The 23,943-nt window shown below is 43.7% G+C and carries 23 protein-coding genes; 14 read left to right on the top strand and 9 right to left on the bottom strand.

Translation table 11 applies throughout. The features are described from left to right. Positions 1 to 162 precede the first annotated feature (162 nt). Complete coding sequence (locus F0251_RS06505) at positions 163 to 1,176, top strand: DUF2804 domain-containing protein (RefSeq protein WP_171730613.1); 1,014 nt, start codon at positions 163 to 165, stop codon at positions 1,174 to 1,176. 87 nt (positions 1,177 to 1,263) lie between these two features. Continuing rightward, positions 1,264 to 2,112 carry a sterol desaturase family protein gene (locus tag F0251_RS06500; RefSeq protein WP_116870439.1) on the top strand — a complete coding sequence of 283 codons (849 nt, stop codon included), beginning with the start codon at positions 1,264 to 1,266 and terminating at the stop codon, positions 2,110 to 2,112. A 55-nt stretch (positions 2,113 to 2,167) separates the two neighbouring features. Here F0251_RS06500 and F0251_RS06495 read toward each other — a convergent pair whose 3' ends face one another. Next, a complete protein-coding gene (locus F0251_RS06495) occupies positions 2,168 to 3,997 on the bottom strand; it encodes a ricin-type beta-trefoil lectin domain protein (protein WP_105057002.1) in 1,830 nt (609 codons plus the stop codon). A gap of 280 nt (positions 3,998 to 4,277) precedes the next feature. Between F0251_RS06495 and F0251_RS06490 the strand changes: the two genes are divergently transcribed. After that, positions 4,278 to 5,024 carry an ADP-ribosyltransferase gene (locus tag F0251_RS06490; protein WP_061031896.1) on the top strand — a complete coding sequence of 249 codons (747 nt, stop codon included), beginning with the start codon at positions 4,278 to 4,280 and terminating at the stop codon, positions 5,022 to 5,024. Between the two features lie 76 nt (positions 5,025 to 5,100). On the opposite strand, the gene F0251_RS06485 is transcribed toward F0251_RS06490, so the two are convergent. The 4 genes from F0251_RS06485 to F0251_RS06470 are packed head-to-tail and all read right to left on the bottom strand — an operon-like array spanning position 5,101 to position 9,249. Further along, complete coding sequence (locus tag F0251_RS06485) at positions 5,101 to 7,551, bottom strand: carboxypeptidase-like regulatory domain-containing protein (protein WP_171730612.1); 2,451 nt, start codon at positions 7,549 to 7,551, stop codon at positions 5,101 to 5,103. A 54-nt stretch (positions 7,552 to 7,605) separates the two neighbouring features. Next, positions 7,606 to 8,316: a molecular chaperone gene (locus tag F0251_RS06480; RefSeq protein WP_171730611.1), complete on the bottom strand. Its 711-nt coding sequence runs from the start codon at positions 8,314 to 8,316 to the stop codon at positions 7,606 to 7,608. Continuing rightward, positions 8,313 to 8,762, bottom strand: a complete 450-nt coding sequence (locus tag F0251_RS06475; RefSeq protein WP_061031507.1) for a DUF4402 domain-containing protein — start codon at positions 8,760 to 8,762, stop codon at positions 8,313 to 8,315. Before F0251_RS06475 ends, F0251_RS06480 begins: the two co-directional genes overlap by 4 nt. Positions 8,763 to 8,814: 52 nt before the next feature. Then, entirely contained in the window at positions 8,815 to 9,249 is a 435-nt protein-coding gene (locus tag F0251_RS06470) for a DUF4402 domain-containing protein (protein ID WP_171730610.1), read from the bottom strand. 954 nt (positions 9,250 to 10,203) lie between these two features. Here F0251_RS06470 and sbcB point away from each other — a divergent pair. The 5 genes from sbcB (at position 10,204) to purT (ending at position 15,211) form a co-directional block, all read left to right on the top strand. Further along, entirely contained in the window at positions 10,204 to 11,628 is a 1,425-nt protein-coding gene (sbcB, locus tag F0251_RS06465) for an exodeoxyribonuclease I (protein ID WP_061031508.1), read from the top strand. Between the two features lie 24 nt (positions 11,629 to 11,652). Next, on the top strand, positions 11,653 to 12,024 hold the full coding sequence (locus F0251_RS06460) for a CidA/LrgA family protein (RefSeq protein WP_008217481.1): 372 nt from the start codon (positions 11,653 to 11,655) through the stop codon (positions 12,022 to 12,024). Positions 12,025 to 12,026: 2 nt separating this feature from the next. After that, on the top strand, positions 12,027 to 12,704 hold the full coding sequence (locus F0251_RS06455; protein WP_008217479.1) for an LrgB family protein: 678 nt from the start codon (positions 12,027 to 12,029) through the stop codon (positions 12,702 to 12,704). Between the two features lie 276 nt (positions 12,705 to 12,980). After that, positions 12,981 to 13,868, top strand: a complete 888-nt coding sequence (gene cdd, locus F0251_RS06450) for a cytidine deaminase (protein ID WP_171730609.1) — start codon at positions 12,981 to 12,983, stop codon at positions 13,866 to 13,868. Between the two features lie 167 nt (positions 13,869 to 14,035). Further along, a complete protein-coding gene (gene purT / locus F0251_RS06445) occupies positions 14,036 to 15,211 on the top strand; it encodes a formate-dependent phosphoribosylglycinamide formyltransferase (RefSeq protein WP_171730608.1) in 1,176 nt (391 codons plus the stop codon). A 92-nt stretch (positions 15,212 to 15,303) separates the two neighbouring features. On the opposite strand, the gene F0251_RS06440 is transcribed toward purT, so the two are convergent. Then, a complete protein-coding gene (locus F0251_RS06440; protein ID WP_171730607.1) occupies positions 15,304 to 15,957 on the bottom strand; it encodes a thiopurine S-methyltransferase in 654 nt (217 codons plus the stop codon). A 323-nt stretch (positions 15,958 to 16,280) separates the two neighbouring features. Here F0251_RS06440 and F0251_RS06435 point away from each other — a divergent pair, with 323 nt between their 5' ends. After that, on the top strand, positions 16,281 to 17,060 hold the full coding sequence (locus F0251_RS06435; RefSeq protein ID WP_012604146.1) for a RelA/SpoT domain-containing protein: 780 nt from the start codon (positions 16,281 to 16,283) through the stop codon (positions 17,058 to 17,060). 149 nt (positions 17,061 to 17,209) lie between these two features. On the opposite strand, the gene F0251_RS06430 is transcribed toward F0251_RS06435, so the two are convergent. From F0251_RS06430 to F0251_RS06420, 3 genes are all read right to left on the bottom strand, one after another. Beyond that, positions 17,210 to 17,476, bottom strand: a complete 267-nt coding sequence (locus tag F0251_RS06430; protein ID WP_241902779.1) for an NAD(P)H-binding protein — start codon at positions 17,474 to 17,476, stop codon at positions 17,210 to 17,212. A 272-nt stretch (positions 17,477 to 17,748) separates the two neighbouring features. After that, the gene (ihfA, locus tag F0251_RS06425; protein WP_004734853.1) at positions 17,749 to 18,045 is read right to left on the bottom strand and encodes an integration host factor subunit alpha; all 297 of its coding nucleotides are present in this window, start codon (positions 18,043 to 18,045) and stop codon (positions 17,749 to 17,751) included. 524 nt (positions 18,046 to 18,569) lie between these two features. After that, positions 18,570 to 19,301, bottom strand: coding sequence for an SDR family NAD(P)-dependent oxidoreductase (locus tag F0251_RS06420; RefSeq protein ID WP_102384531.1), 732 nt, complete (start codon positions 19,299 to 19,301; stop codon positions 18,570 to 18,572). A gap of 128 nt (positions 19,302 to 19,429) precedes the next feature. On the opposite strand from F0251_RS06420, the gene F0251_RS06415 reads away from it, so the two are divergent. The 5 genes from F0251_RS06415 to F0251_RS06395 all read left to right on the top strand — a co-directional run bounded on the left by F0251_RS06415 (position 19,430) and on the right by F0251_RS06395 (position 23,938). Continuing rightward, a complete protein-coding gene (locus F0251_RS06415; RefSeq protein WP_076651471.1) occupies positions 19,430 to 20,188 on the top strand; it encodes a helix-turn-helix domain-containing protein in 759 nt (252 codons plus the stop codon). Between the two features lie 201 nt (positions 20,189 to 20,389). Then, on the top strand, positions 20,390 to 20,845 hold the full coding sequence (locus F0251_RS06410) for a Fur family transcriptional regulator (RefSeq protein ID WP_076651470.1): 456 nt from the start codon (positions 20,390 to 20,392) through the stop codon (positions 20,843 to 20,845). An 84-nt stretch (positions 20,846 to 20,929) separates the two neighbouring features. Then, positions 20,930 to 22,288: a dihydroorotase gene (locus F0251_RS06405; RefSeq protein ID WP_171730606.1), complete on the top strand. Its 1,359-nt coding sequence runs from the start codon at positions 20,930 to 20,932 to the stop codon at positions 22,286 to 22,288. A 95-nt stretch (positions 22,289 to 22,383) separates the two neighbouring features. Continuing rightward, a complete protein-coding gene (locus tag F0251_RS06400; protein ID WP_171730605.1) occupies positions 22,384 to 22,944 on the top strand; it encodes a carbonate dehydratase in 561 nt (186 codons plus the stop codon). Next, positions 22,934 to 23,938, top strand: a complete 1,005-nt coding sequence (locus F0251_RS06395) for a GTP-binding protein (RefSeq protein WP_171730604.1) — start codon at positions 22,934 to 22,936, stop codon at positions 23,936 to 23,938. Before F0251_RS06400 ends, F0251_RS06395 begins: the two co-directional genes overlap by 11 nt. Positions 23,939 to 23,943: the final 5 nt, after the last annotated feature.

Here is a 23,943-nt window from a genome sequence, read left to right as displayed (position 1 = left end):
TCTCCTAAAATCAGATCACCTCCGTCAACGTAACCGCTCACGATCGCCCCTAAATAGGTAAGATCGTGATTAGAAACCCGCTCCTGTCCGAATATGACCTCCAAATTCTACTAAACTCACCGCACAATGGGGTTAATTGTTAAATTAATGTGAACCATCGCAATGATAAACACACTTCCAGCTCCAGACTGCGTGATTAACTCTAATGGTCAGCCAATCATTGGGCATTTCGATGGTGTCCCAAAACATCTCAACATCGATAAGTTTGACTATCGAAACGCCATGGACGCAAAAGCAAGCGCTTGGAGTAAGCACTTCCATTACAAGCAATTTCAGTTTGTGAGCCTAGTTACACAGACTCACATCATTGGCGTTGCTATTGCTGACATTCGTTACTTGAGTTCGGCGTTTTGTTACGTATACGACATAGAGAGTAATCACCTAGATGAGTCCAATTGGCTGCGACCTTTAGCAGTTGATAAGCAAGTTACTCACTCCCCCTTTCAAGGCACAACAAAAATCGCAGGTCATAGTATTGTCTTTGATATTAAAGACGGACATTGGAGCATCTCACTCAACACCAAGCATGTGAAAGCACAACTTAACTTGCGACCAGAGCCCCAAAGCTTGCCTATGGCGATGTGCACACCAACTGGTTATTCAGGATGGACCTACACCCAAAAGCACAATGCACTAACAGTAACTGGAACGCTTGAGATCAACCAACGAGCGGTCTCTCTCAACGACGCACGTGCTGGCTATGACTTTTCTGCTGGATACATGAGACGTGAAACCAGTTGGCGTTGGGCTAGCATCAATGCGCTAGTGGATAACACGAACATTGGGCTTAACCTCGCGGCTGGAGTTAATGAAACAGGTGGCTGTGAAAACGTACTGTGGATTAATGGGACCCGACACTTACTTAGTGATGCACAGTTTACATTTAGCCGCCAAGATACCCATTTGCCTTGGCAGATAACGTCTGCAGATGGACGCATCAACCTGACTTTTACTCCCTGCAACCACCGCAGCGAAAAGCTCAACCTATGGCTGTTAAAGAGTAACTTTCGCCAGTTCATGGGCCACTTTTCTGGCTCAATTAAAGACAACGAAGGGACAACCCACCAGCTCGATGAGGTGCTTGGTTTAACCGAAGATCACTTCGCTCGCTGGTAGAAAAGCCTGCTACCTAGGCGAATTAATGAATAGCGATTAACTCAACATATCACCTCATCACTCAGAGTGGACCCACAAGGATAAAGGATGAATATCGACGCATTAATCAATCACCCAGAATGGCTACTATTGGTACTGGCGCCTTTGTTCATGATTTGCATGCTGGCGGAGTATTTTATTGGTCAGAAACAAGGACGATTACCAGATAACTCAAGCTATAAGCTATCTGAAGTGGTATGTAATTTCACACTGGCAGGTATGCATCAGCTCTCGGACTTATTGACCGGGCTGCTGATTGTTCAGCTTTACCTATGGTTATTTGGTTGGCGTTTAATGGATATAGAGATGGGCGTGTTGAGTTTCATTGTGCTCATGATTTTACAGGATTTTTTTTACTACTGGTTCCATCGAGCAAGTCATCGTGTTCGCTGGATGTGGGCCGCTCATGTCGCGCATCACAGTTCAGAACGCATGAACTTTAGTACCGCTTTTCGTCAAAGCTTAATGTACCCAATCGCGGGGATGTGGCTATTCTGGGTGCCACTCGTCATCATAGGGTTCGACCCGAAGTGGGTGGTCTTCGTGGTGCTTTTAAACCTAGGTTTGCAGTTCTTTGTTCACACACAGTGGGTTCGAAGCTTAGGGCCTCTTGAGTACCTCTTTAATACGCCATCGCACCACCGAGTGCACCACGGCAGGAACCCGCAATACATCGATAAAAATTACGCTGGTGTGCTTATTATCTGGGATAAGTTCTTTGGTACTTTTGAACCGGAAGTGGAAACTGTGCGTTACGGCGTCACCAAACCAGTGGACAGTTTTAATCCCATCGAGGTTACTTTCCAAGAATGGAGGCTAATATGGACAGACCTCAAGAATACGCAGCTATCTAGGATGCAGAAAATTAAGTTAATGCTCTCTCCGCCTTCTGATTAACACCCGCGAATTGATGGATGAAAATGGCCCACATTAGGCGGGCCACCAATTCAGTTTATTTCCAACGCCACTGGCTACCGTTGATATCAGCCCCCACCCGCCAAGTACGGTCATTCCATTTCAGTGAGTTTGCTAAGCCATTCTTCAACTGACCATTATCCCAACGCCATTGTTGAGTCTCATGATTACGGCACAACTCTAAGCTAATATCTATTCCATTCTGGTCAAGACACATAGTTGGTGCGGCTTTGTTGATCAACTTGCCATTCGCATTCATTTTCCACTTTTGATTATCACCATCGTGACAGCGCCAACCATAAATGACTAAACCTGATTTAGAGCCATCGACTTCGGCATCTAAACATTTCAATCCATCCTCTGACTCGGTAACAATACTTCGCCATTCACCAGCGGTCTGCGTACCACTCGATGCTTCGAACAGAGCCTTCACTACTGATGTCAATGGTTGAGTGCTGCGTGATGATCTACGAGCGTTATCTTGCCAAGATTGAGGAACAGGCTGTGTAATGTCCCACAGGCCTTGGCCATCATAGTATGACTTAGCTATCGATTCAGGAGTCGGTGTCCATAAAAAGTCTGGATGTCGGTTCTGGTACCATTCCCCACCAATCGCATTACCATTTTGATCAAGTTCCAAGTCGTAGTAATAAGTAACGTTAGTAATACCATCGTAACGCGGTGAGTCACTGGTTCTATGGGTTGGGGACGTCTCAACGACATAACTGACCACCATCTGAACGCCGACCACGCTTTGTGCATTTGAAGAACGGTAACTAGAAAATCTATCTTTACGGTAATCACTCAGGTCAATGGTTACCGCTGCTGGTTGAGAAGCGGTTTGGTTCGTTTGTGGATTAAAATAGGTCACCTTATAACCAACAACAGGTTGATTCCAAACTTGATAGTCATAAGTTGCGTCCATGATTAAGCTACGCTTGGAAATGCCCAATTGATTTATGATAGATAAGTGCCAACTGGCTGGGTTGGTATCTACACAATTCGGATCGACAACACGCCCATTTTCATCTCTCTCCGGGTCTTTTATGTTACAGCGCCCACCAATAAAGCGAGAACTAAACGGCGCTTCAGACCATAGTAATGTCCCGAGAGCTTTGATATCTGACGGGTAGAAAGTAAGCGGCTCTCCATTCGCGTCAGGTACAATCAACGATTGCTTTGGTCGAGGAAGCATATAGGCGGCAGGTGCCCAGCCATGGCAAAGCCCCATCCAACGCTCCACATGGCCGCGAGACTCATAATATCCCTTCCCCGACTCCCATGAACGTTGGGTCAGCGTGAAATTCTCATCTCCAACCAGAAGATCATATTTTTCTGCTGGCGACAGGTCATCACGGTCTTTGCCCTGATAATACTCTAGTGGTTTTTGTGAATGACTGAAGTTGAAATAGTCTTGCCAATTGTTCGCTCTCAGTTCCTTATCGGCATAACGCCAAGCAAGTGCACCAGAGTAGAGAGGCCAATAGGTATCTGACCAAGGTTGAGCATCAAGTCGCGTTTGATTAGGTGCCACTTGAGCCAATTGGTTTAAGTTGCGAATCAGTCCGTTCCCTGCATCAACTAAACGAGCTGGATTATCGTTTTGTCGAATCGGTGATAATAAGAACTCTGATATTTCTGAGTTTGCCTCTCCCCTTCTCATGATGGTGTCTCTCATCAAGTCTCGATGACGACTCATATACTCGGAGTTCTTGGAAAAGATAACCTGACCAGTTTTTTCCGGAATAGCATCCATAACCGTCTGGGGAGATTCATGAAACGCCTCCATGAATTCAGTGACTTGTGAATCACTAGCGACTGCGGCATATGGGAGTATCGCTGACAATAAAGTTACGATCGTTTTCATTAAAATTTCTACTCTCTCAGTTACTGTTGTTATTGATAATAATTACCATTAACAGGACAAAGTAAGCAGAGTGGTTCGCTTTATGGGATAAATCAATTTCACGATCGTGCCAATAAATCAAACTGTGATTCGCTTTCGAATAACACCTCCATTTATCTTCTGAACTAATTAGAACGCGAACTATCTATAAATAATCAGATAGATACGCAACAAACCATATTAAACAATAGGCATAATATGTATAATAAAAAGCTATTATAAATTGATTATTATTACTAAAATGAAAACATTACACATTCGCTATTTGCTTGCCCTTTGCCTCTCTGCACTACCATTTACTTCACTCGCCGCCCTCAAATATAACGCTCAGTATTACAGTGCTGATAACATTGAAGCCATTCTTGAAGATATGTCTGACCCAGGATTCGAATCGAATTATGGAGACTTCGCTAAGATCCGGTCGCAGCTGTACCAACAAGCAGGAGCGCAAAACCAACACCTAAACCCTAGTGAGATTGATGCACTAGAAAGGTATCAAGATGATGCCTATCAGCCGATAAGAAGAGGGTTAGCGCAAGGGAGAATGGACTCGGAGACAGAATCATTAATCAATGAAATAGACTCAGCGTTCGAACATGGCATCAAATACAAAGGGACGGTGTTTCGTGGGGAGAGCTTACTCTCCGCTTACGGAGACACTGTAAAAGTTGGAGATATCGTCAGTCCCAATTCCTACTTATCTACGTCTATCTCGAAAACATCTTCTTATACTTTTCATAATGGGCAACTTTCTCGATTTGAGCTTAACCTTGGTCAACATGGAATCGTGATACCCACGGTGCGTGATGATGAACTAGAGGTGCTGGTTAATAGAAACTCTCTGTTTGAGGTCACGGCGATCAATACCACGCCGGAGGGAAATCAAGTGATCTATCGCGAGGTATCAGCAGAACAGGTCGGTACGCGCCCTATAAAAGATCTCCATTCAGGGGAAAACCTCACCGTAGCAGAAGCCTGTATCTACTAGTGACTTTGCCGTTAGGTAGGAAACATTAGGCATTATGATAAAAGCTGAGGACATCTTTCCTCAGCCTTAACGATCACTAATAGACCTTATGAAAGTCGATCAGCTGAAATGTTAAGTCGCTTACCCAAAAATCCCCATCCAACTCGGCACCTTGTACGAATCGTTTGTCTCCCATCTCTAAGGTCACAATATATTTACCCGCGATAAGCCCTTCGACCATGTAAAAGCCATCACTCTCTATTTCACTGGAATATTCGGTGCCTTTCTGGATGTGTTTAAAATGCAGGTACGCATTGCTCTCTATATCCCCTTTCACGGTACCGTCCACACCAAATGACACCACCATCTCGATCGGTGCATGGGTTTGTCCCACCTGCTTAGTATTTACAAACACTGGATTCTGAATTGGTGTTAAGTTGAGGTCTAACGCTCCTTCATCGATATAAATTGGTAGCTTTTCTCTAGCAGGAACACTTGAAAACTCAAACCTTCCTTTTGAATTACTAACAGCACGTTGGTCTAAGACCTGTAAGCTGACTCCGGCTATAGGTTGCTTGTGATGGTCATACACGATGCCGGTCAGTTTAGAGTGGTTGTATCGATTCCATTCAACAAACTCGCCAATATCTTCGTCAAAATAGGTTTTCGCACCAAATTCCGTGGTCATCTCGACGCCATATCGGTCTTCTGTGCCTTCCAATTTAAAGAGCAGATATGGATTCACGCGTGCTTCCAAAGAGGCAGTAAATGAGACCTCTTGTTTCTGGTAGCGTGCCGATACATTAGTGGTCAGCTCTTGAAATACCTTCAAAGGATCAAGCACACACTCTTTGCAGGCATTTCTTAAGGAGAGCTCAGTGCGTTCATGATGTCCAGACCCATTCACTGTTCCAGATATATTCCACGATGTGTCAGAGAAGCCGCTTTTGGCGAGCTCGACGGTATGCAAGTAACTATCTTGGTGGGTATCTTTCGTGTATTGATAATCTCCTGCATAAGAAAGGAACAGGTTACTAGACACTTTGGCGTTCACTTTTGGCTCTACACTTAACTCGTAGTGATCGTTTCTTACCGTTAAAAAGGCAGTGAGATTTGCAAGTGACAAGTTGTACTTGAAGACATCATACTCCATCGACTCTAAATCCAATTCATCGGTCTTATTAAGTTCAATCGATGCGGACTGGTCGGCACCTAGCAAGATATCAAACTCCATTGGGAACCGATTAAAATAGGGCAACCAACCAATATGACCAGCAAACCAATGGGTCGGTAAATATCGTCCCTGAAAACCGACTAAGTCTTTACCATGCTGTCGTCTGAAAGCACTACCCACGGTAAAATAATCAGCGAGGCCATACTCTAACGAGACAGCGCCAGCTCGATCCGCGCCTTCATTACCTACCACCTCAACGCCCCATTCATTGTGTGGTAAAAAGGCATCTTCTAAACCAGCAACGGTGATCTCTTCCTCCTGCCACACCCCTTTAGACAAGTAGTAACGAAACTTTATGGTGTCACCTGGGGAAATGTTGTCTTCTTCAATGACAAAACGTCCAAACTCATCAGAACGATAAGTGGTTTGATAGATACCATTAACCAACACATCAATGCTGATATTGGGTTGAGTTGTACGTTCCAATTGTAAGTTGCCGAACTCTGGCTGACGGTTTCGATTGGTGTAGTAGAGCCCGTCTTCAAGAGTTTGGTTATTCGTAAAAACGCTGCCATCCAACAATACATGCCCTAACTCAAGCGAGCCCTCACCATCGTTTGTCTCAACCGCGATGTTGTAATAAACGATGGGCTGATCTTCTCTCGAATCAATAGACAATCGGGATAAGGAATGTTCGGTGCTTAAAATGGTATCGGAAATAACGTAAACATCGCCGCCCTCTTCACTGTCGTGATATACAGACGTTGCTACTCGTGTCGCTAATCCCACCCTAGCAAGGGGATCGACTGCAGGCACGTTAGAGGCACGTTTTAATTCTTCGGCTTTCTTGCGGGATTCATTTTTGATCTTCGAGATCACCGCTTCCAGCTCTGTTAACGAACTGAACTCTGGCGACACGGTTAGCCGATAGTCATCAATGTCCCATCGGACTTTGGCAGGGATACACGCTTGTAGGCTGTACCAGTGGATATAGGTTTCAGACTCAATCACTTCAAACTTAATTGATTGGATATTATTGTCATCGCGATAACAAAGCGCTTGCTGGGTATCAACAATATAGGGGGGAGACTCTCTACCTACATCTTGCGGCAGGTAGATTTCACAATAACCCACGTCATCGCACTGCCCGTTCATCTCTAACAGCGAAAAAGCCGCATTGGATATCGATATGAACGGCTCTTCGTAGTCATCCATCATGACACGGTAAAAGCTATCACCGACTTGTCCTACTCGCACCTCTATATGAGCAGGATAGAGTTCACTCGCCTCGCTTTCCTGTTCTGACTGCGAATAAGCGACAAATGGAAGCAAAGAGCAAAGCAAGACAAGTCGACATAACAGGTGCTGGAACATGAATCTTATCGTCACTCAATCGAGCGCGTAAGCACTGACAGCATACAGCTCAAGTTATAGAACACATTCGTGCAAAGACTCGTCGTTTTGAACCAGTGAAATCTTTGAGCCTTTTGGAAGCGATTTGGTTAATTCAGCATTACGCAGCAACACCACCTTTTCGCTGTGTTCGTCGACATTCAGTTTGGCGCTGAACTGAAACTTACCGTCATTGGTGATCTTGAGGCTCTGTTCATCACATTCAAACTTAACATCTTGGACCTGTTCACCTTTTTGTACGTAAACCGGCACATAACTATTGATGTGGAAGTTAAGCTGGAACGCTGAACCATTGTTAGATCGCACCTTTCTGGACAGGTCTGGCGGTGAGGCTTCGGGCGCTTTCGCTATCGGAGAGAACCATAGATAAGCACGGTATTCACCATCAGGCATGTCCGCAGGTAAGGCGTTCATGCGCAGGCGAACGGTGCGCCTTTGGTTAGGCTTCAATTCACGAATAATCGGTGGTGACACTTTAATCCAATCAGCGATGTTTTCAGACTCAGCAATATTGGCATCGGTACGCACCAGCCCCCTTGCCTTTACTGGTCGATAGATAGGTTTTATCTCTAATCGAATCGGTTCATCTGAATTGTTTTCTACCACGATTTTTTCTGTCACAGAGGTATCAGCATCTAAGACGAAACGTGTTGGTGCAATAAGGAGTTGAGCATAGACTTGTGCAGTGAAAAGTAAGCCGACAATACATGAGATAAATAACTTCATTTATAATTAACCTCAAAAGGAATGGTACTGGTATAAACGCCAGCTGGGTGATTCGCGCCGATTTTTACTCTTGCGCCAATACACAGCAGTTTACTTCTGCCATTCCCTTTTATTTTCGCTCTGCCCCTTTTCGACAAGCCGCAGCCAAAATAGAACTTTTTGATACGAAGACGTTTAGACTTTTGGGAATGGTTAAGGTATTGGTTAGATGGGAGCGAAACCACGATCTTTTTCCCTGGCTCACCTTCGACATAAAAGCGCACCACATAAATCTGACTACTCGATGGATTAGCATCGGCATTCTGTCCAGAACCAGAAACATACATGCCCGGAAATTTTACTTCCATATTCTCAGGAATTATTTCCAGAGCATAGAACGGGCTTGAATAAAAAATAAGACCAATATAAGCCGTGTACTTAACTACACATCTAAATAGAGACTTCATAGTAAAAGCGGCTGCAATATAACAGCCACAATATTAGACTAGTTTCATTTAATTACTGGTAAGTTACATCTACTGCAACGTTTGCAGTATAAGTACCAGCGACTAATGTTGCGCTCGAAGTACGTGCAGTGCCACCAATATTAAGATCCGCAGTACCCCCGGTAAGAGTTATCGCGTTATTAAAGTCAAATTCTGCCGCGATTGTATTTACGCCGTTAACCAAGTTGGTATCTGAAATACTTACTGTTACCGTATCACCAGACTCTCCAGAAAGCGTAAACGCCGCAGCTCCTGCATCACCTTTAGCGACAACAACATCAGTAGTGTTGTCTGATGTGATGATACCGAAGTCTAAATCACTGGTTTTTGTCATTGTAATTGCTTGTTTTACTTCTAATGTTGCATCAAAAGTGTCACTCACAGCGAAAACGTTCGCTGAAGAGATAGAAAGTGCAGAGACAGCAACAACCTTAAAGACTTTGTTCATTTCTTTAATCCTTTATATAAATTCGACTTTATTATTAGGGTTACCTAACAGCCAACCATAGTTAACAATTAAGTAACAACAATCCTATTTAGAAAATATATGCATTGACACTTATTTATAAAGAAATAGATAGCAGTGAGAATAAGATCACGCAAATTGATATAAATAACACTAATAAAAATAATGGTATTAGAGCATTCCATCCAATAATATATAAAACTCGTTTTACATACTAATTAGTTAGTTAACCATTTATTTAATCAAGTAAAAACCTAATTATTGGAATATATCCAGAAATACCGACCAAGATAAACTTGAAGTCATACCAAAAAACGAAATATATAGATCATCATGTTGCAATAAATTCTCAAAATTGAAACAAGTTAGATTAATCCTCTCATTGTAATACTAAGAAATCAAAGGTGAATTATTTACCCTCACAATTTATGATGTATTAAAATTAAGACATGTCAAATTATCTAACATGATTATTTATTGTGGTCATTAAAACTATAAAATAACATCATTTAGGATAATAATTTTATATCTATGACTGGTTCTACGATTTACTCTAATGACCGATTCAGTTTCATCTCTCAGGAGCGTTTAGTGCAGCAAAGCGCGTGACGTTGAAAGCGTGATGTAAGGCAGATACAAGCAGTAACACACTCTTCATAGACTCAGAATGTTTTGGCTATCCAGAGCTGATTTTACCCCCCCAAATGGTGTCCCCTTCGAGCGCTTTGTCACACCACTTTGTTGGTTGATCTTGCCAATAAATAAGCAAACTAAGATACCAAGTCCTCGATCGCAGTCTGATTGAATAGGAATGCAGCACTTTCCTACAATTTATTTGTGATCTGGGTTGCACGCGTACCGCATACTATCAGATACTGAACAAAACTAACCTTCAGCCACAGTACACGATTACCCGTAGACTGTTCAGGAAATTCAATGAGTTCAGATAATCAGCCAACCTACTTCTTTTTCGATTACGAAACATGGGGCGTGAGCCCAGCAAAAGATCGTCCAAGTCAGTTTGCCGGCGTTCGTACCGACCAAGATTTCAATATTATTGGTGAGCCATTGGTCATCTACTGCCAACCTCCTGCTGATTATCTACCTGCACCTGAAGCCGCACTGATCACTCGCATCACTCCACAAAAAGCCATGTCTCAAGGCCTACCGGAACCTGAGTTCATCGCCAAGATACATGCTGAGCTTGCAAAACCGAACACCACAAGCCTTGGTTACAACAGTATTCGATTCGATGACGAAGTAACGCGATACACCTGTTACCGTAACTTCATTGACCCATATGCATGGAGCTGGCAAAACGGTAACTCTCGTTGGGATCTATTAGACGTGATGCGTGCCGTACACGCTCTGCGCCCTGACGGTATTGTGTGGCCAGAAAACGAAGAAGGTTTCCCAAGCTTCAAACTGGAACATCTATCTGTGGCAAACGGCATAGAACATGAAAACGCGCACGATGCGATGGCGGATGTTATCGCGACTATCGAACTAGCGAAAAAGCTGAAAACCGCACAACCTAAGATGTTTGATTATCTCTACAACATGCGTCACAAGCGCAAGTTGAACGAATTAGTCGACATCGTAAACATGACACCTCTCATGCATGTGTCAGGCATGTTTGGTCGTGACTGCAATTACACAAGCTGGATTGTTCCTATGGCTTGGCATCCAACCAATCAAAACGCGGTTATCGTGGTGGACTTGGCAAAAGATCCTAGCCCTCTGCTTGAGCTAGAGACTGATGAGCTTAGAGAAAGGCTTTACACCAAACGCAGCGACCTGAATGAAGACGAGCTACCAGTGCCAATTAAGCTGGTTCAACTCAACAAGTGCCCTATTCTAGCGCCGGCAAAAACATTAACTGCTGAAAATGCCGAAACCATTGGTATCGACCGCCAGCAGTGTTTGAAGAACCTAGCGATCCTACGCGAACACCCAGAAATTCGTGAAAAATTGATTGGCTTATATTCACAGGAACGTGAGTATGAAAAGAGCGACGATGTAGATACCCAACTTTACGATGGCTTCTTCTCTCCAGCAGATAAGACCGCGATGAACATCATCCGCGAGACTGATCCAAATAACTTAGCAGCGTTGGATATCACCTTCAGTGACGAACGTATTAAGCCTTTGCTGTTCCGTTACCGCGCTCGCCACTTTCCATGGACGCTAGACGAATCTGAACAACTTAAGTGGGCAAACCATTGTCGTGAGTTTTACGAAAGCCGCTTAGAAGAATACATGCTCAACCTAGAAAACCTCGCACATGAACATGAAAGCGACGAAAAGAAAATGGCTATCTTGAAAGCGGTGTATCAATACGTAGAAAAGCTAGCTAGTTAACCCATTATCGAGAGATGTAAAACCTTGAAAGAAAGATTGATCAAACTCGTTTACTGCTTAATCTCCTTCACCTTAATCATAGGTGCTCTCACTGCAGGCAACGCGTTACAGCAATACTTAGACACCTCAATCCCTGGCAGTATTTTTGGCATGTTGATTTTGTTTACTGCCATGGTGATAGGTATTGTGCCTGCGCACTGGGTACAACCTGGTGCCAGCCTAATTATTCGTTTGATGATTTTGCTGTTTGTCCCGATCAGTGTCGGGCTTATGGAACATTTTGACATGCTTATCGCTAACGCACTGCCGATTATGGCAAGCGCGGTGGGCGGCACACTCATCGTATTGGTATCTTTGTCATGGTTCTTAGACCGCTTGCTGGCGAGAGGTAAATAATCATGTGGATTCTATTAACTATTGTGGTGTTTCTGTTTGCTCGTTGGGTAAGTCAGAAAGTGAATTCCCCGCTATGCAACCCGCTTTTAATAAGCATTGGCATCATCATTCCAATTCTGACGTTCTTTAAAGTCCCGTTCGAGACCTACTACGCAGACAATACTTGGATTACGTACATGCTTCAGCCAGCGGTTGTCGCCCTAGCTTATCCTTTATATGAGCAGCTACCTCAAATTCGAGCTAACTGGCGAATCATAACCTTTGCATGCACACTGGGTAGTGTGATGTCGATGACCACAGCGGCAATGATTGCCGTCGCTTTCAAAGCTGACCTAAGTTTGATTGCGAGTCTATTGGGCAAATCAGTCACCACCCCCATTGCAATGGAAGTATCAAGCCATCTTGGTGGTGAAGCGGCTATTGCTGCAATACTGGTTCTTATCGTTGGTTTATTCGGGGCAATTTTTGCTTACCCTATCTACAATCTAATTGGCATTAAGAGCCCTATTGCCAGGGGTTTAACCATGGGCACGGTTTCTCACGCGTTAGGTACGGCGACTTGTGCTGAAAAGAACCAAGAAGATGCGGCTTTCAGTTCACTGGCCTTAGTACTTTGTGGCGTTATCACCTCAATCATCGCACCTAGCGTGTTTGGCATGGTGGTCTGGTTCTATTCCTAGCCTAGACGCTCAAAGCCCGATTTAGCCCAAGCCTAACCCTGTCAATATCAGTGTTTGCTTGGGCTTTTTATTGCCATTTATTCAGCTAATAACAGGCGATTTTGAACAATAAGTGCGATATAAACGGTAAAAATGATGCTTGCAATCGATTTCAAGTGTGACCTCACTCTAATTATGCAAACCAATGTAACAGCAACAATTCAATAGTGATCTTTATCACAGAAAATTCCTGAGCATTGCATAAACTTAAAGCCTAAGGTCAATTAAGGATTCAACATGAACAGTCGTATTACCCTGGCGCTGGAAAGTGCTCCATCATCAATGAAAGCGCTTTTAAGTGACATCGTATTAGCAGACAACTTTGACGCGACATTGTCTCCAGAACAATTTGCTAGCCTACTGCAAGCAAGTGGTTTAGCGGATGACGAGCTACGTATTGCGCTACTTCCTTTTGCCGCAGCGTACTCTTACGCTCCGCTATCTGACTTTTATGTTGGTGCAATCGTGCGTGGTTTGTCTGGTACTCTGTATTTTGGTGCAAACCTTGAAATTGCCGGTGCTCAACTTGGCCAAACCGTTCATGCCGAGCAATCTGCAATCAGTCACGCTTGGATGAAAGGCGAACAAGGTATCTCAGATATCACGATCAATTTCAGCCCTTGTGGTCACTGCCGTCAATTCATGAACGAACTGACTACAGCGAAAGAGCTTAAAGTTCAGCTTCCACAGCGTGATGAAATGTCACTACAAGAGTACCTGCCTGATTCATTTGGACCTTCTGATCTTGGTGTAACAACAGGCTTGATGTCTGAACTTGATCATAAGTACACGACGGAAGAGACCACTCCTATCGTAGTTGAAGCATTAGCAGCCCTTAACCGCAGCCATGCGCCTTACACCAAAAACCTAAGTGGTGTTTCACTACAATTGACGTCAGGTGAGATTTTTACGGGTGCTTACGCAGAAAACGCAGCGTTTAACCCTAGCCTACCACCTCTACAAGTGGCGTTGATTCAACTTAAACTAGCCGGCTTCGATTTTGAACAAATTGAAAGTGCTGCTTTGGTTGAAATCGCAGAAGGTAGCATCAGTCACCTAGCGGATACGCAATCCACATTAGAAGCGATTAATCCCGACATCCCAGTGACTTACTTAGCAATCTAAGTACATCTATTTAACAAACTTTTAAACAAGCAGCCCTATTTAACGGGGCTGCTTTTTTTATGCTTGTAATTAACGCAACAACTTGCGCAAACGTTTGCTTTTGTCATTGAAATAAGTATGATCACCCCGTTTTCAATCAATCGTTAAAAAGATCGGAAGGAATTTCTATGTTTGGTACTGCTACTCGTGAAAATGCTACTCGTGTACTTCTATTAGGTTCAGGTGAACTCGGCAAAGAAGTTGCTATCGAGTGCCAACGTTTAGGTTTGGAAGTTATTGCTTGTGATCGTTATGCAGACGCACCAGCGATGCAAGTTGCGCATCGTAGCCATGTATTAGACATGTTAGACGGCGATGCACTTCAAGCGATCATTGAACTAGAAAAACCAGATTATGTGGTTCCTGAAATTGAAGCTATTGCCACCAGCAAGTTGGTCGAGCTTGAAGCTCAAGGCTTGAATGTCGTTCCAACAGCTAACGCCACTAAGCTAACGATGAACCGTGAAGGTATTCGTCGTCTTGCAGCAGAAGAACTCAAGCTAAGCACGTCGCCTTACCGCTTTGCAGACACCTTTGAAGATTTCGCTGCCGCGGTTGAATTTGTCGGTATGCCTTGCGTTGTGAAACCAGTAATGAGTTCTTCAGGCAAAGGCCAGAGCGTTATCAAAACCGAAGAAGATATCCAGAAGTCTTGGGATTACGCACAAGAAGGCGGACGCACTGGTGCGGGGCGTGTAATCGTTGAAGGTTTCATCGACTTTGATTACGAGATCACTCTTCTAACCGTTCGCGCCGTCGACGGTGTCCATTTCTGTGCACCTATCGGCCACCGCCAAGAAGATGGTGATTACCGCGAATCATGGCAGCCACAAATCATGTCAGACAACGCTCTAAAAGCTGCACAATACACAGCAGAGCAAGTGGTTAATGCTTTAGGCGGTCATGGTATCTTTGGCGTAGAGTTGTTCGTTAAAGGTGACCATGTGATCTTCAACGAAGTATCCCCTCGCCCACACGATACTGGCTTAGTGACTTTGATGTCTCAAGACTCATCAGAATTCGCGCTGCACGTACGTGCATTTACAGGTATGCCAATCAAATCAATTACTCAGTATGGCCCATGTGCGTCTGCAGTAATCCTTGGACAAGGCACATCAACGAACATCCGTTTTGAAGGCCTTGCGGAAGCGCTAGATGCACCACAAACACAAGTTCGCCTGTTTGGTAAGCCAGACATCGATGGTCGTCGTCGCCTTGGTGTTGCACTAACACGCCGTAAGAGCACAGAAACCGCGATTGAAGATGCAATCACCAGCGCATCTAAAGTTAAAGTGATTTACTAATTAGGCTTTCACACATGAAGTCTTAACGATCAAAAAGACGGGCCATGCGCCCGTCTTTTCATTGGTGTTATCTTTTCGAAAGCAAACTGAGCTTAGACTTCCGACTCAATCAAGTACACTTCCTCACTGAATCGAGACAAACCTTTCTTAGCAATCTTAGGGTGCTCGTGGTCTGCAATGTCTTGGTTCAATAACGTAACCTTGTAACCCGCAAACAACTGAGCGATTTCTAGTTTAGGTACGCTAAACGGAGGGCCTGCCATTTCATCTTGGTCGTAGTCTAGCGTTACAAGCAGGATCTTGCCGCCAGGCTTCAATAACTGCTTCAAGCGTTCTACATATTGCACTCTCATCTCAGCAGGCAAAGCAACTAAAGAAGCACGATCATAAATAATATCGACCGGCTGAATTGGCGCAGTGAAGTAATCCCCAGTGTAAACACTCAACTCATCAAACTGATAAAGCTCATGTTGGCCGTTAATTTGAGTTACGGTTGGCGTGTAGAAATGCTCAGAGAAAAAAGCTCGAACCGCAATCTGGCTCAATTCCACACCTTGAACGTCTTCATGTTTAGACGCTAGCCAAATCAGGTCTTCACTCTTGCCACACAAAGGAACAAATACACTCTTCTCATAGCTAGGGTCAGTTGCTTTCCAAAACTCAACTAAAAGTGGGTTTACATCTTCAAGGTGGAAACCAATTTGGTTGGCTGCCCATTTATTGTGCCAAAATTCAGGATTATTCATCTTTCGTTCATGTTAAACAGTCATAATGCAAGGGTACAGTATAGAGAAGTAAGAGCAACCTTAGCTTGGGTTAAAGTACCAAATCGGTTTCGACAAAAACAGAAACTGGCTAAGTTCAAAGTTCTGAAAATTGCGGAACTAACGCTTGGATTATTTGTCTATATGTTCACATTTTAAAGCAATATTAAACGTTAGAGTTGGTTTCTGTCTTAGCTAGCCCCATTTAATATGTAGTGAGTTTAGTTAAGCTGTTTTTACTCTTTTGCGTTACTGGTTACCCCTTTTGACTACCCGTTTTTGTAACCTTGTATTTTGGAGTTTGAATGAGTGTATTTCTCCGTACGACGGCCCTAATGCTTCTGGTATTGAGCCGAGCGCCTGCATTCGCAGCAGCACCTGTTTCAACAAGTTCAACTGATCAATCGCGCACAGCGTCATCGCAAAACCAAGTTTCATCAAATGTATTCCGCCATAGCCTAAGCGGCTTGTATGGCATCAAAGCATTCGACTCACGTCCGACTCAGCCATATACCGACTTCGATATTCTGTACAGCAAAGCGCATCAAGGCCAAGCTGAGCTAGAAACTATCTGTAAAAGTACTGCCCTACTCACCAATTCTGAAGCGCTATTTGCTGGCGTTAAATCTCAAGCTCGCGCAGAAGAAAAAATCGCTCTTGAACTTGATGGTGACGTAACAAAAATTACCGACTTAGCACGTGCAACTATCATCGCGAACGATGTAGAAAGCTTGGTTGAAGTCTATGAAGCACTAAGCCGCGAAGCAGACGTTGTTAAGCTGAAAAACAAGTTTAAATCTCCCGCTGACTCTGGCTACCGTGACCTTAACTTGTTGGTTCGATTGCCAAAAACCAACATCATTGCCGAAGTTCAACTTCACCTAAAAGCGATTGCTGATGTGAAAAGTGGTCCTGAGCACGAGCTATACGAAATCATCCAAGGTATTGAGCGTCACGCCATTGCAGAACATCGTCCAATTAACGATATCGAAGCAGCGCAAATCAATAGCCTAAGACGTCAATCTTTAGAGCTTTACCAACAAGCATGGCAACCGTACATTACCACGCACATTAAAGCGGCTTAATCACTGACTAAACCGTTATCATAAACAAGAACGACAAAGGGCTGCATAATCACAGCCCTTTCTTTTATCTACTGTTTTTCTTATCCAACCTTGTAGAAACCAACTTAGCCAGTGTTCCTAGAAAGCCCACCTACTGGTGATAATACTCTTTAGTACGATTGTATAAGTCCAATGGCTTTAACGTCGGGCGCATCCATCCCAGACACGACAAGCAGCGTGTCGACTGAATCTAGCGACAGCTCCAATTGAGCGGGGTCATCATAGTCTCCAGGTCTAACCTCAACATCCAAATGTTTGGCTTTTTCAGGTGTTCTCGCCAAAGCAATAACATCGCTCTTTGGTATTAGTTTTACCAAAGCTTCAACGATTGCCGAACCCAGCTTTCCACTTGACGCTGTTACCGCTATTTTTGTCATGTTGCTTCTCCTGAACGGGATCTTTCTAGTGGGTGTAACTAACTGTAGTTACATATTAGCTTACGCAGAATGCTTAGATAGATATTGCTGAAAACAAAGGCGATGAGTCAGAGGTAATACCAATCACAGTCAGTGATCAGAAATAGCGTAGGGAAAAGAAAGGAGGTAGAGTTTAAATGTTTGAGAAAGATGACTCGAAGTGAAAGCAGCGTGTTTAGCTCGGACTATGTACAGATACAAAAAGACCACGCTAGGCGTGGTCTATTGCTTGGCTACTTCTCGATTTTTATATTTTCAACTCGGGCCTTTAGTTTTTGTCCCGGTCTAAAAGTAACAACACGTCGAGCAGAAATTGGAATGTCTTCACCAGTTTTCGGGTTACGACCAGGTCGCTCGTTTTTCTCGCGAAGATCAAAATTACCAAAACCAGACAGTTTTACCTGTTCGCCATTTTCGAGCGCTTTACGAACTTCTTCGAAAAACACTTCAACCGTTTCCTTGGCATCCCGCTTGCTGTATCCGAGTGTCTCAAACAGGTTCTCAGCCAAATCGGCCTTCGTGAGTGCCATAAAACTTTCCTCAAAGCTATGTTAAACATTGCTACTATCGCCAGTAGCGCCAAAGCATTTACCCTATTCAATCAATGAGATAAGGTCATTTACAAGGAAAGTGTATGCCAAGCTTCTGATTTTCGCCAACTTTTTTATCTTAACTATTTAATTATTCTTTCAAATCAGAAAGATAACTCGCTTCAAATTTCACATATATAGCTAAAAACCAACTACTCAACAGCAACCAAATAGACTTATATTCCACAAAAAGTCACTAATATGGTATTTAAAACTTTAACGATCTAAATAATAATTTTTGAGACTTTTCTCCGATACCCAATAAAATCAGCCACTTGATTTGATATGGCACTCAACAGAGGTTACTAAATAAGCGTTATTAAATATGAGATTTGTATCATTTCAGAATTTAATTCGAATTGGCCTGAATAAAACCTTACTGAATTACGCTTTCCCACGGAGTTACTTGTTTAGAAGTTAACCTAATAAAGCTCACCTATGCATAAACAACCTAACCAATACAGCTAGTATTGAACATGGCTGGTCGATGCTCCATCTACGTACCAGTTTGCTCCAGAAACAAAACTCGCAGCAGGACTAGAAATAAAGGTTACCACGTTGGCAACTTCATCAGGGTTTGCCAATCGACCCATTGGGTTTCTTTCGAGAACTTTCTGGAAGGTCTCAGGATCTTCACGCTTACACCTCCCCCAAAGGCCGTCAGCAATATAAGTATCTCCAGGTGAAACGGTATTAACCCTTACCTTACGGACGTAGGTCAAAGCCAGAGATTTCATGTAATGCGCAAGCGCGGCCTTTCCTGCCCCATAAGCATTAGCGTGACAAGCGGTATATCCGCTCGCTTTCGAACCAATATAGGTTATTGCTGCGTAATCCGATTCAAGCAATTTGGGTAAAACCAATGCAATGGCATGCTGCGTTGCACTAATGTCCTTTTGCAGTACATCTTCCCATTCATCAGAAAGTGCACTCACGTTAGGAACAAAAACATCGATGCGAGGAATAGACGCAATCCAAGCTTTCATTTGAGCCGGATCATGGGCGTCAACTACCTTACCAACAACTCGTTCCGCCTTGTTTCCGAGCAGCTCATACAACCTGTCGATTCGATGTTGAGAACGACCACAAAACCAAATGTTCGCTCCTTCGTTGGCAAACCCTTCCACTATTTTCGCCCCAATTCCGCTCGAGCCCCCTGTAACAACAACATTGATATTATCTAATCCCAAATCCATCGTAATCTCTCAAAGTAGTATTAACCATCTAAATTAGTATCGTTAATTGCCCCTTCCTATTCAAAACAAATAACAAAAGTAACACTATGTGATACATTGAGGATATAAATAAGTAACAGGATAAAGTGATGGATACGCTCAACCGAGAAATTTGTAGCGTTATAAAACGGCATTTAAAAAAGACAGGCATCTCTTATAAAGAGGTTTCAGAGTTCACTGAAATGTCTGAAGTGAGTATCAAACGGCTTCTTAATGGCCATCAATCGCTTTCCATTCTCAAGTTACAAAAGATATGCGAATTAATTCAACGCCCTCTATCCGCAATTCTCTCTGAGGCAGAAGAATCATTGGCCTCGACCTCACTATTTACTGATGAACAAGATGCGGCCTTTTGTGAAGAGCCCGCGCTGTTTACTATTTTCCAAGAAATCGTTAATGAAGGGACAAACGCTCAGCAATTAATGGCTCGTTTTGACTTAAACAAACCTTCACTGCATATCTACCTAAGAAAGCTTGAACAGCTAAAACTGATTGCGATGTTATTCGACTTGAAGTTCCATGTCATTGTGCCTTCAAATACGGCTTTCTCTGAACACGCTCGATTTAACGCAACGTTCAAGAATCAAGTCATCGATGCACTGAAACAAGCGGTGCAATATATTAATGCTGACAACAAACAAGCTTACTTTATTACGACCAAATTTAGGCTGACCGAAGAAGAATTTAAAGACTACAACCTTAAACTTGAAAAATTAATGTTAAAGACAGTAAAACTCAGCCAATCACGCAGTCGAATGACCGAAGGGTTAAACGACTATGCCATTGTCGATATGGGCGCCAAGGGTATTTTCCACCCAACACTCAAAAAGCCAGTAAACTTGGTTTAAGAACAGCTCAATACGCTCATTACCCCGTAGTAATTCCTTCGCTGTTATTGCGTAGCGAGCCTCCTCGCTGCGTACCCAATCCAGAACATATATCGATCATCCCCCTGAGTAGTAACCCTAAGCAATGACAACAAAGTTTGTTTCTCACAATAAAATGATATGTTATAACATATCTACATAATTTCTAGTTTTGTGGATTGAATGAGAGATATTGAAGAAATCATTGAGCATGTAAAACAAGGCTGCAAAGTCAGTGGCAAACAATTTACGGCAAAACGACAGTTGATACTGCGAGCCTTGATACACGCCAACAAAGCACTTTCTGCGTATGAAATCGTTGAATATTGTAAAGAGCACTTTGATCAGCATGTTCAAGCAATGTCGGTTTATCGGGTATTGGAATTTCTTGAAGATCAACACTTAGCGCACAAACTGCAAGTCTCTAATAAGTACATACTTTGTGACCATATCCTTTGCGATCATGAACACGGCATCCCGCAGTTTTTGATTTGCTCTAAGTGCGACAAAATCAGCGAGCAAACCATCGCCCCTTCCATCATTCGCGATCTTCAATCTCACGCAAAGCAAGAAGGCTTTACTGTAACAAGCCCCCAGTTAGAGATTAGCTGCGTATGTGATGAATGCGTCGATACATAAGCGCCGAAGCCCGTCAATGTTCACGCTAATGTCTTAAACACTCCCCCAGCATCAGCAGCAATCAAAAAGGAAGAATGAAACGCTATGTCTGCAACACTCATCAAGAATGCCCGCTTGGTTAATGAAGGCATCATTATCGAGTCGGATCTATTGATCCTTAACCAGCGAATAGAAAAAATTGCCAACAACATCGAAGCAAAGCCAGGTGATGAGATTATTGACGCTCAAGGCTGCTATCTCCTTCCCGGTATGATTGACGACCAAGTTCATTTTCGTGAACCCGGCCTCACCCACAAAGGATCAATCGCCTCCGAATCACGCGCTGCGGTTGCCGGCGGCATTACCAGTTATATGGAGATGCCGAATGTAAACCCAGCGACCACTACCATTGAAGCCTTAGAGCGAAAGTTTGATATTGCGGCACAAAGCTCGCTGGCCAATTACTCATTTTATCTTGGTGCAACCGAAGACAACCTCGAACAAATTAAACGTCTCGACCCAACCAAACACTGCGGTGTAAAGGTGTTTATGGGGGCTTCAACGGGTAACCTGTTGGTTGAAGATCCTCAAGCGCTCGATGTCATATTTCGTGACTCTCCGGTCCTTATCGTTACCCATTGCGAAAGCGGTTCAGTCATCGCCCAAAACCAAGAAAAACTGAGAAAAGAGAAAGCAGTTTTCACGATTGAAGATCACCCAATTTTAAGAGATGACAAAGCCTGTTATGCCTCTTCTTCTTATGCGATTGAGCTAGCTAAAAAACACAACAGTCAACTTCATGTGTTGCACATCACAACAGAAAAAGAACTCGCTCAGTTTGAAGCTGGCCCCATTCATGGGAAACGCATTACCACAGAAGCTTGTGTCCATCATCTTTGGTTTAGCAATAACGATTACGCAACGCTCGGCAACCAAATCAAGTGCAATCCAGCCATCAAATACCCAAGTGATAGAGACGCTCTATTAGAAGCTTTGTGTGCGGGCCAAATCGACATCATCGCGACAGATCATGCGCCACATACATGGCAAGAGAAACAAGTTCCTTACGAACAAGCACCTGCTGGGTTGCCTCTGGTACAACACGCCCTGCTGAGCCTTTTTGACCACGTGAGTGCTGGAACCTTGACTGTCGATCAGGTGGTCGAGAAAACCGCACATAACCCAGCGATCCGTTATTCGATACAGGAACGCGGCTATATCCGTGAGGGTTACTTCGCCGATTTAGTATTAGTCGATCCACAAGCGCCAACCTTAGTTAGTAATGACAACAGCTTGTATCAATGTGGATGGTCACCGTTCGCAGGGCATGAGTTCTCCGCTCAGATAAAACACACCTGGGTGAATGGAAGCAGAGTTTATAGCCATCCTGAGGCATCGGCAATTCAATCAGCTCAAGGCAACGACAAGACGACACCCGCAATGAGGCTCTCCTTTGAACGCTAAAACCTTGACGAAAAAACAAACCACCAACTAAACAAATAACCGCTGGCCAATTGTAAAGATAGACCCAGCGGCATTAAAAAATACAAGAGTTCAATATGTTAAGAAGAAATCCAAGCGGCCACATGCCTGAAGTATCAGAGACCGCTTTCATTGACCCGACCGCCATCATCTGCGGGAAGGTAATCATTGAAGACAACGTGTTTATTGGGCCTTACGCTGTGATTCGAGCTGACGAGGTCAATGAACAAGGTGACATGGAAGCCATCATGATTAAGCGTGATACCAATATCCAAGATGGCGTCGTCATCCACTCTAAAGCTGGCGCTGCCGTCACTATTGGTGAACGCTCATCCATCGCTCACAGATCGATCATTCATGGTCCTTGTCAGGTCTGTGACGACGTATTTATTGGCTTCAACTCAGTCGTCTTTAATACGGTAATTGGCAAAGGTTGTGTAATTCGTCACAACTGTGTGGTAGACGGGCACGACTTACCGGAACACTTCCATGTTCCACCAATGACCAATATAGGCTCAGGGTTTAATTTGAATAGCATCTCCAAAGTGCCACCTGAATACTCTGCATTTTCAGAGTCTGTGGTTTCGGCAAACCATACTCTTATTCAAGGTTATAGGAGAATTGCCAATGAGCTCTGATCAAAAGCCTCTCTTGGGCATTCCAACCAATATCATTACCGGCTTTCTCGGCGTAGGTAAAACCACTGCGATTCTCAACCTAATGAAGAACAAGCCCGCAGATGAAAACTGGGCTATTTTGGTGAACGAATTTGGAGAAATTGGCGTTGATGGCAGTTTGATCCAAGGAAACGACAACAAACAACAAGTATTCATTCGCGAAGTACCGGGCGGTTGCATGTGTTGCGCAGCAGGTTTGCCGATGCAAATCGCGCTCAATCAACTACTTACCGAAGCCAAGCCAGATCGCTTGTTGATCGAACCTACTGGTCTTGGTCACCCTAAAGAAGTGCTACAAGTTTTGTCCTCTGAGCATTACCGCAAAGTGCTAACACTACAGAAGAACGTTACCTTGGTCGATGCACGTAAACTTTCTGACTCTCGCTATGCAGACCATGACACCTTCAATCAGCAGATCACCATTGCTGATACCGTGGTTGGTAACAAAGTCGACTTATACCAAGACGGCGACGCAGAGAAGCTCACTGAATACGTCACCAAGATTTGTCACGCAAATACCAAACTGGTCTTCGCTCATCATGGAAACATCCCTTTTGAAGAGTTTGAAGGAAACACCAACTTTTACCATCATCAAGCTCATGGACACCATCACCATCATAAGCAAGATAAGTCACTCGCTTCAGAATTACCGATGCCAGAAAGTGGCATGCTCAAAGCAACCAACCAAGGTGAAGGCTTCGAGAGTATTGGCTGGCGATTTTCAGCCGATAAACTGTTTGACCACCAGCGTTTACGACACTTTCTAGTCGGCTTGAAAGTTGAACGTATGAAGGCCGTGTTCATCACTCCAAATGGTATCTTTGGCTACAACTTAACAGAGGATGGTTTGACCGAATCAGAACTCGATGAGTGCAGTGAAACCAGAATTGAAGTAATTGGTCAGGACATAGAGAGTGATCTGGAAAGCCAGCTTCTAGATTGTCTTGTTAACTAAATTCG

The sequence above is a fragment of the Vibrio sp. 070316B genome (genome assembly GCF_013114115.1).
Taxonomy (GTDB): Bacteria; Pseudomonadota; Gammaproteobacteria; order Enterobacterales; family Vibrionaceae; genus Vibrio; species Vibrio chagasii_B.
The sequence above is the reverse complement of the archived record's forward strand: the minus strand, read 5'-3'. Positions and strand labels throughout refer to the sequence as shown.

What these genes read in the sequence shown, in the direction of transcription:
- F0251_RS06505 (WP_171730613.1), top strand. Translation starts at nt 163, where the DNA reads ATGATAAACACACTTCCAGCTCCAGACTGCGTGATTAACTCTAATGGT.
- F0251_RS06500 (WP_116870439.1), top strand. Translation starts at nt 1,264, where the DNA reads ATGAATATCGACGCATTAATCAATCACCCAGAATGGCTACTATTGGTA.
- F0251_RS06495 (WP_105057002.1), bottom strand. Translation starts at nt 3,997, where the DNA reads ATGAAAACGATCGTAACTTTATTGTCAGCGATACTCCCATATGCCGCA.
- F0251_RS06490 (WP_061031896.1), top strand. Translation starts at nt 4,278, where the DNA reads ATGAAAACATTACACATTCGCTATTTGCTTGCCCTTTGCCTCTCTGCA.
- F0251_RS06485 (WP_171730612.1), bottom strand. Translation starts at nt 7,551, where the DNA reads ATGTTCCAGCACCTGTTATGTCGACTTGTCTTGCTTTGCTCTTTGCTT.
- F0251_RS06480 (WP_171730611.1), bottom strand. Translation starts at nt 8,316, where the DNA reads ATGAAGTTATTTATCTCATGTATTGTCGGCTTACTTTTCACTGCACAA.
- F0251_RS06475 (WP_061031507.1), bottom strand. Translation starts at nt 8,762, where the DNA reads ATGAAGTCTCTATTTAGATGTGTAGTTAAGTACACGGCTTATATTGGT.
- F0251_RS06470 (WP_171730610.1), bottom strand. Translation starts at nt 9,249, where the DNA reads ATGAACAAAGTCTTTAAGGTTGTTGCTGTCTCTGCACTTTCTATCTCT.
- sbcB (WP_061031508.1), top strand. Translation starts at nt 10,204, where the DNA reads ATGAGTTCAGATAATCAGCCAACCTACTTCTTTTTCGATTACGAAACA.
- F0251_RS06455 (WP_008217479.1), top strand. Translation starts at nt 12,027, where the DNA reads ATGTGGATTCTATTAACTATTGTGGTGTTTCTGTTTGCTCGTTGGGTA.
- cdd (WP_171730609.1), top strand. Translation starts at nt 12,981, where the DNA reads ATGAACAGTCGTATTACCCTGGCGCTGGAAAGTGCTCCATCATCAATG.
- purT (WP_171730608.1), top strand. Translation starts at nt 14,036, where the DNA reads ATGTTTGGTACTGCTACTCGTGAAAATGCTACTCGTGTACTTCTATTA.
- F0251_RS06440 (WP_171730607.1), bottom strand. Translation starts at nt 15,957, where the DNA reads ATGAATAATCCTGAATTTTGGCACAATAAATGGGCAGCCAACCAAATT.
- F0251_RS06435 (WP_012604146.1), top strand. Translation starts at nt 16,281, where the DNA reads ATGAGTGTATTTCTCCGTACGACGGCCCTAATGCTTCTGGTATTGAGC.
- F0251_RS06430 (WP_241902779.1), bottom strand. Translation starts at nt 17,476, where the DNA reads ATGACAAAAATAGCGGTAACAGCGTCAAGTGGAAAGCTGGGTTCGGCA.
- ihfA (WP_004734853.1), bottom strand. Translation starts at nt 18,045, where the DNA reads ATGGCACTCACGAAGGCCGATTTGGCTGAGAACCTGTTTGAGACACTC.
- F0251_RS06420 (WP_102384531.1), bottom strand. Translation starts at nt 19,301, where the DNA reads ATGGATTTGGGATTAGATAATATCAATGTTGTTGTTACAGGGGGCTCG.
- F0251_RS06415 (WP_076651471.1), top strand. Translation starts at nt 19,430, where the DNA reads ATGGATACGCTCAACCGAGAAATTTGTAGCGTTATAAAACGGCATTTA.
- F0251_RS06410 (WP_076651470.1), top strand. Translation starts at nt 20,390, where the DNA reads ATGAGAGATATTGAAGAAATCATTGAGCATGTAAAACAAGGCTGCAAA.
- F0251_RS06405 (WP_171730606.1), top strand. Translation starts at nt 20,930, where the DNA reads ATGTCTGCAACACTCATCAAGAATGCCCGCTTGGTTAATGAAGGCATC.
- F0251_RS06400 (WP_171730605.1), top strand. Translation starts at nt 22,384, where the DNA reads ATGTTAAGAAGAAATCCAAGCGGCCACATGCCTGAAGTATCAGAGACC.
- F0251_RS06395 (WP_171730604.1), top strand. Translation starts at nt 22,934, where the DNA reads ATGAGCTCTGATCAAAAGCCTCTCTTGGGCATTCCAACCAATATCATT.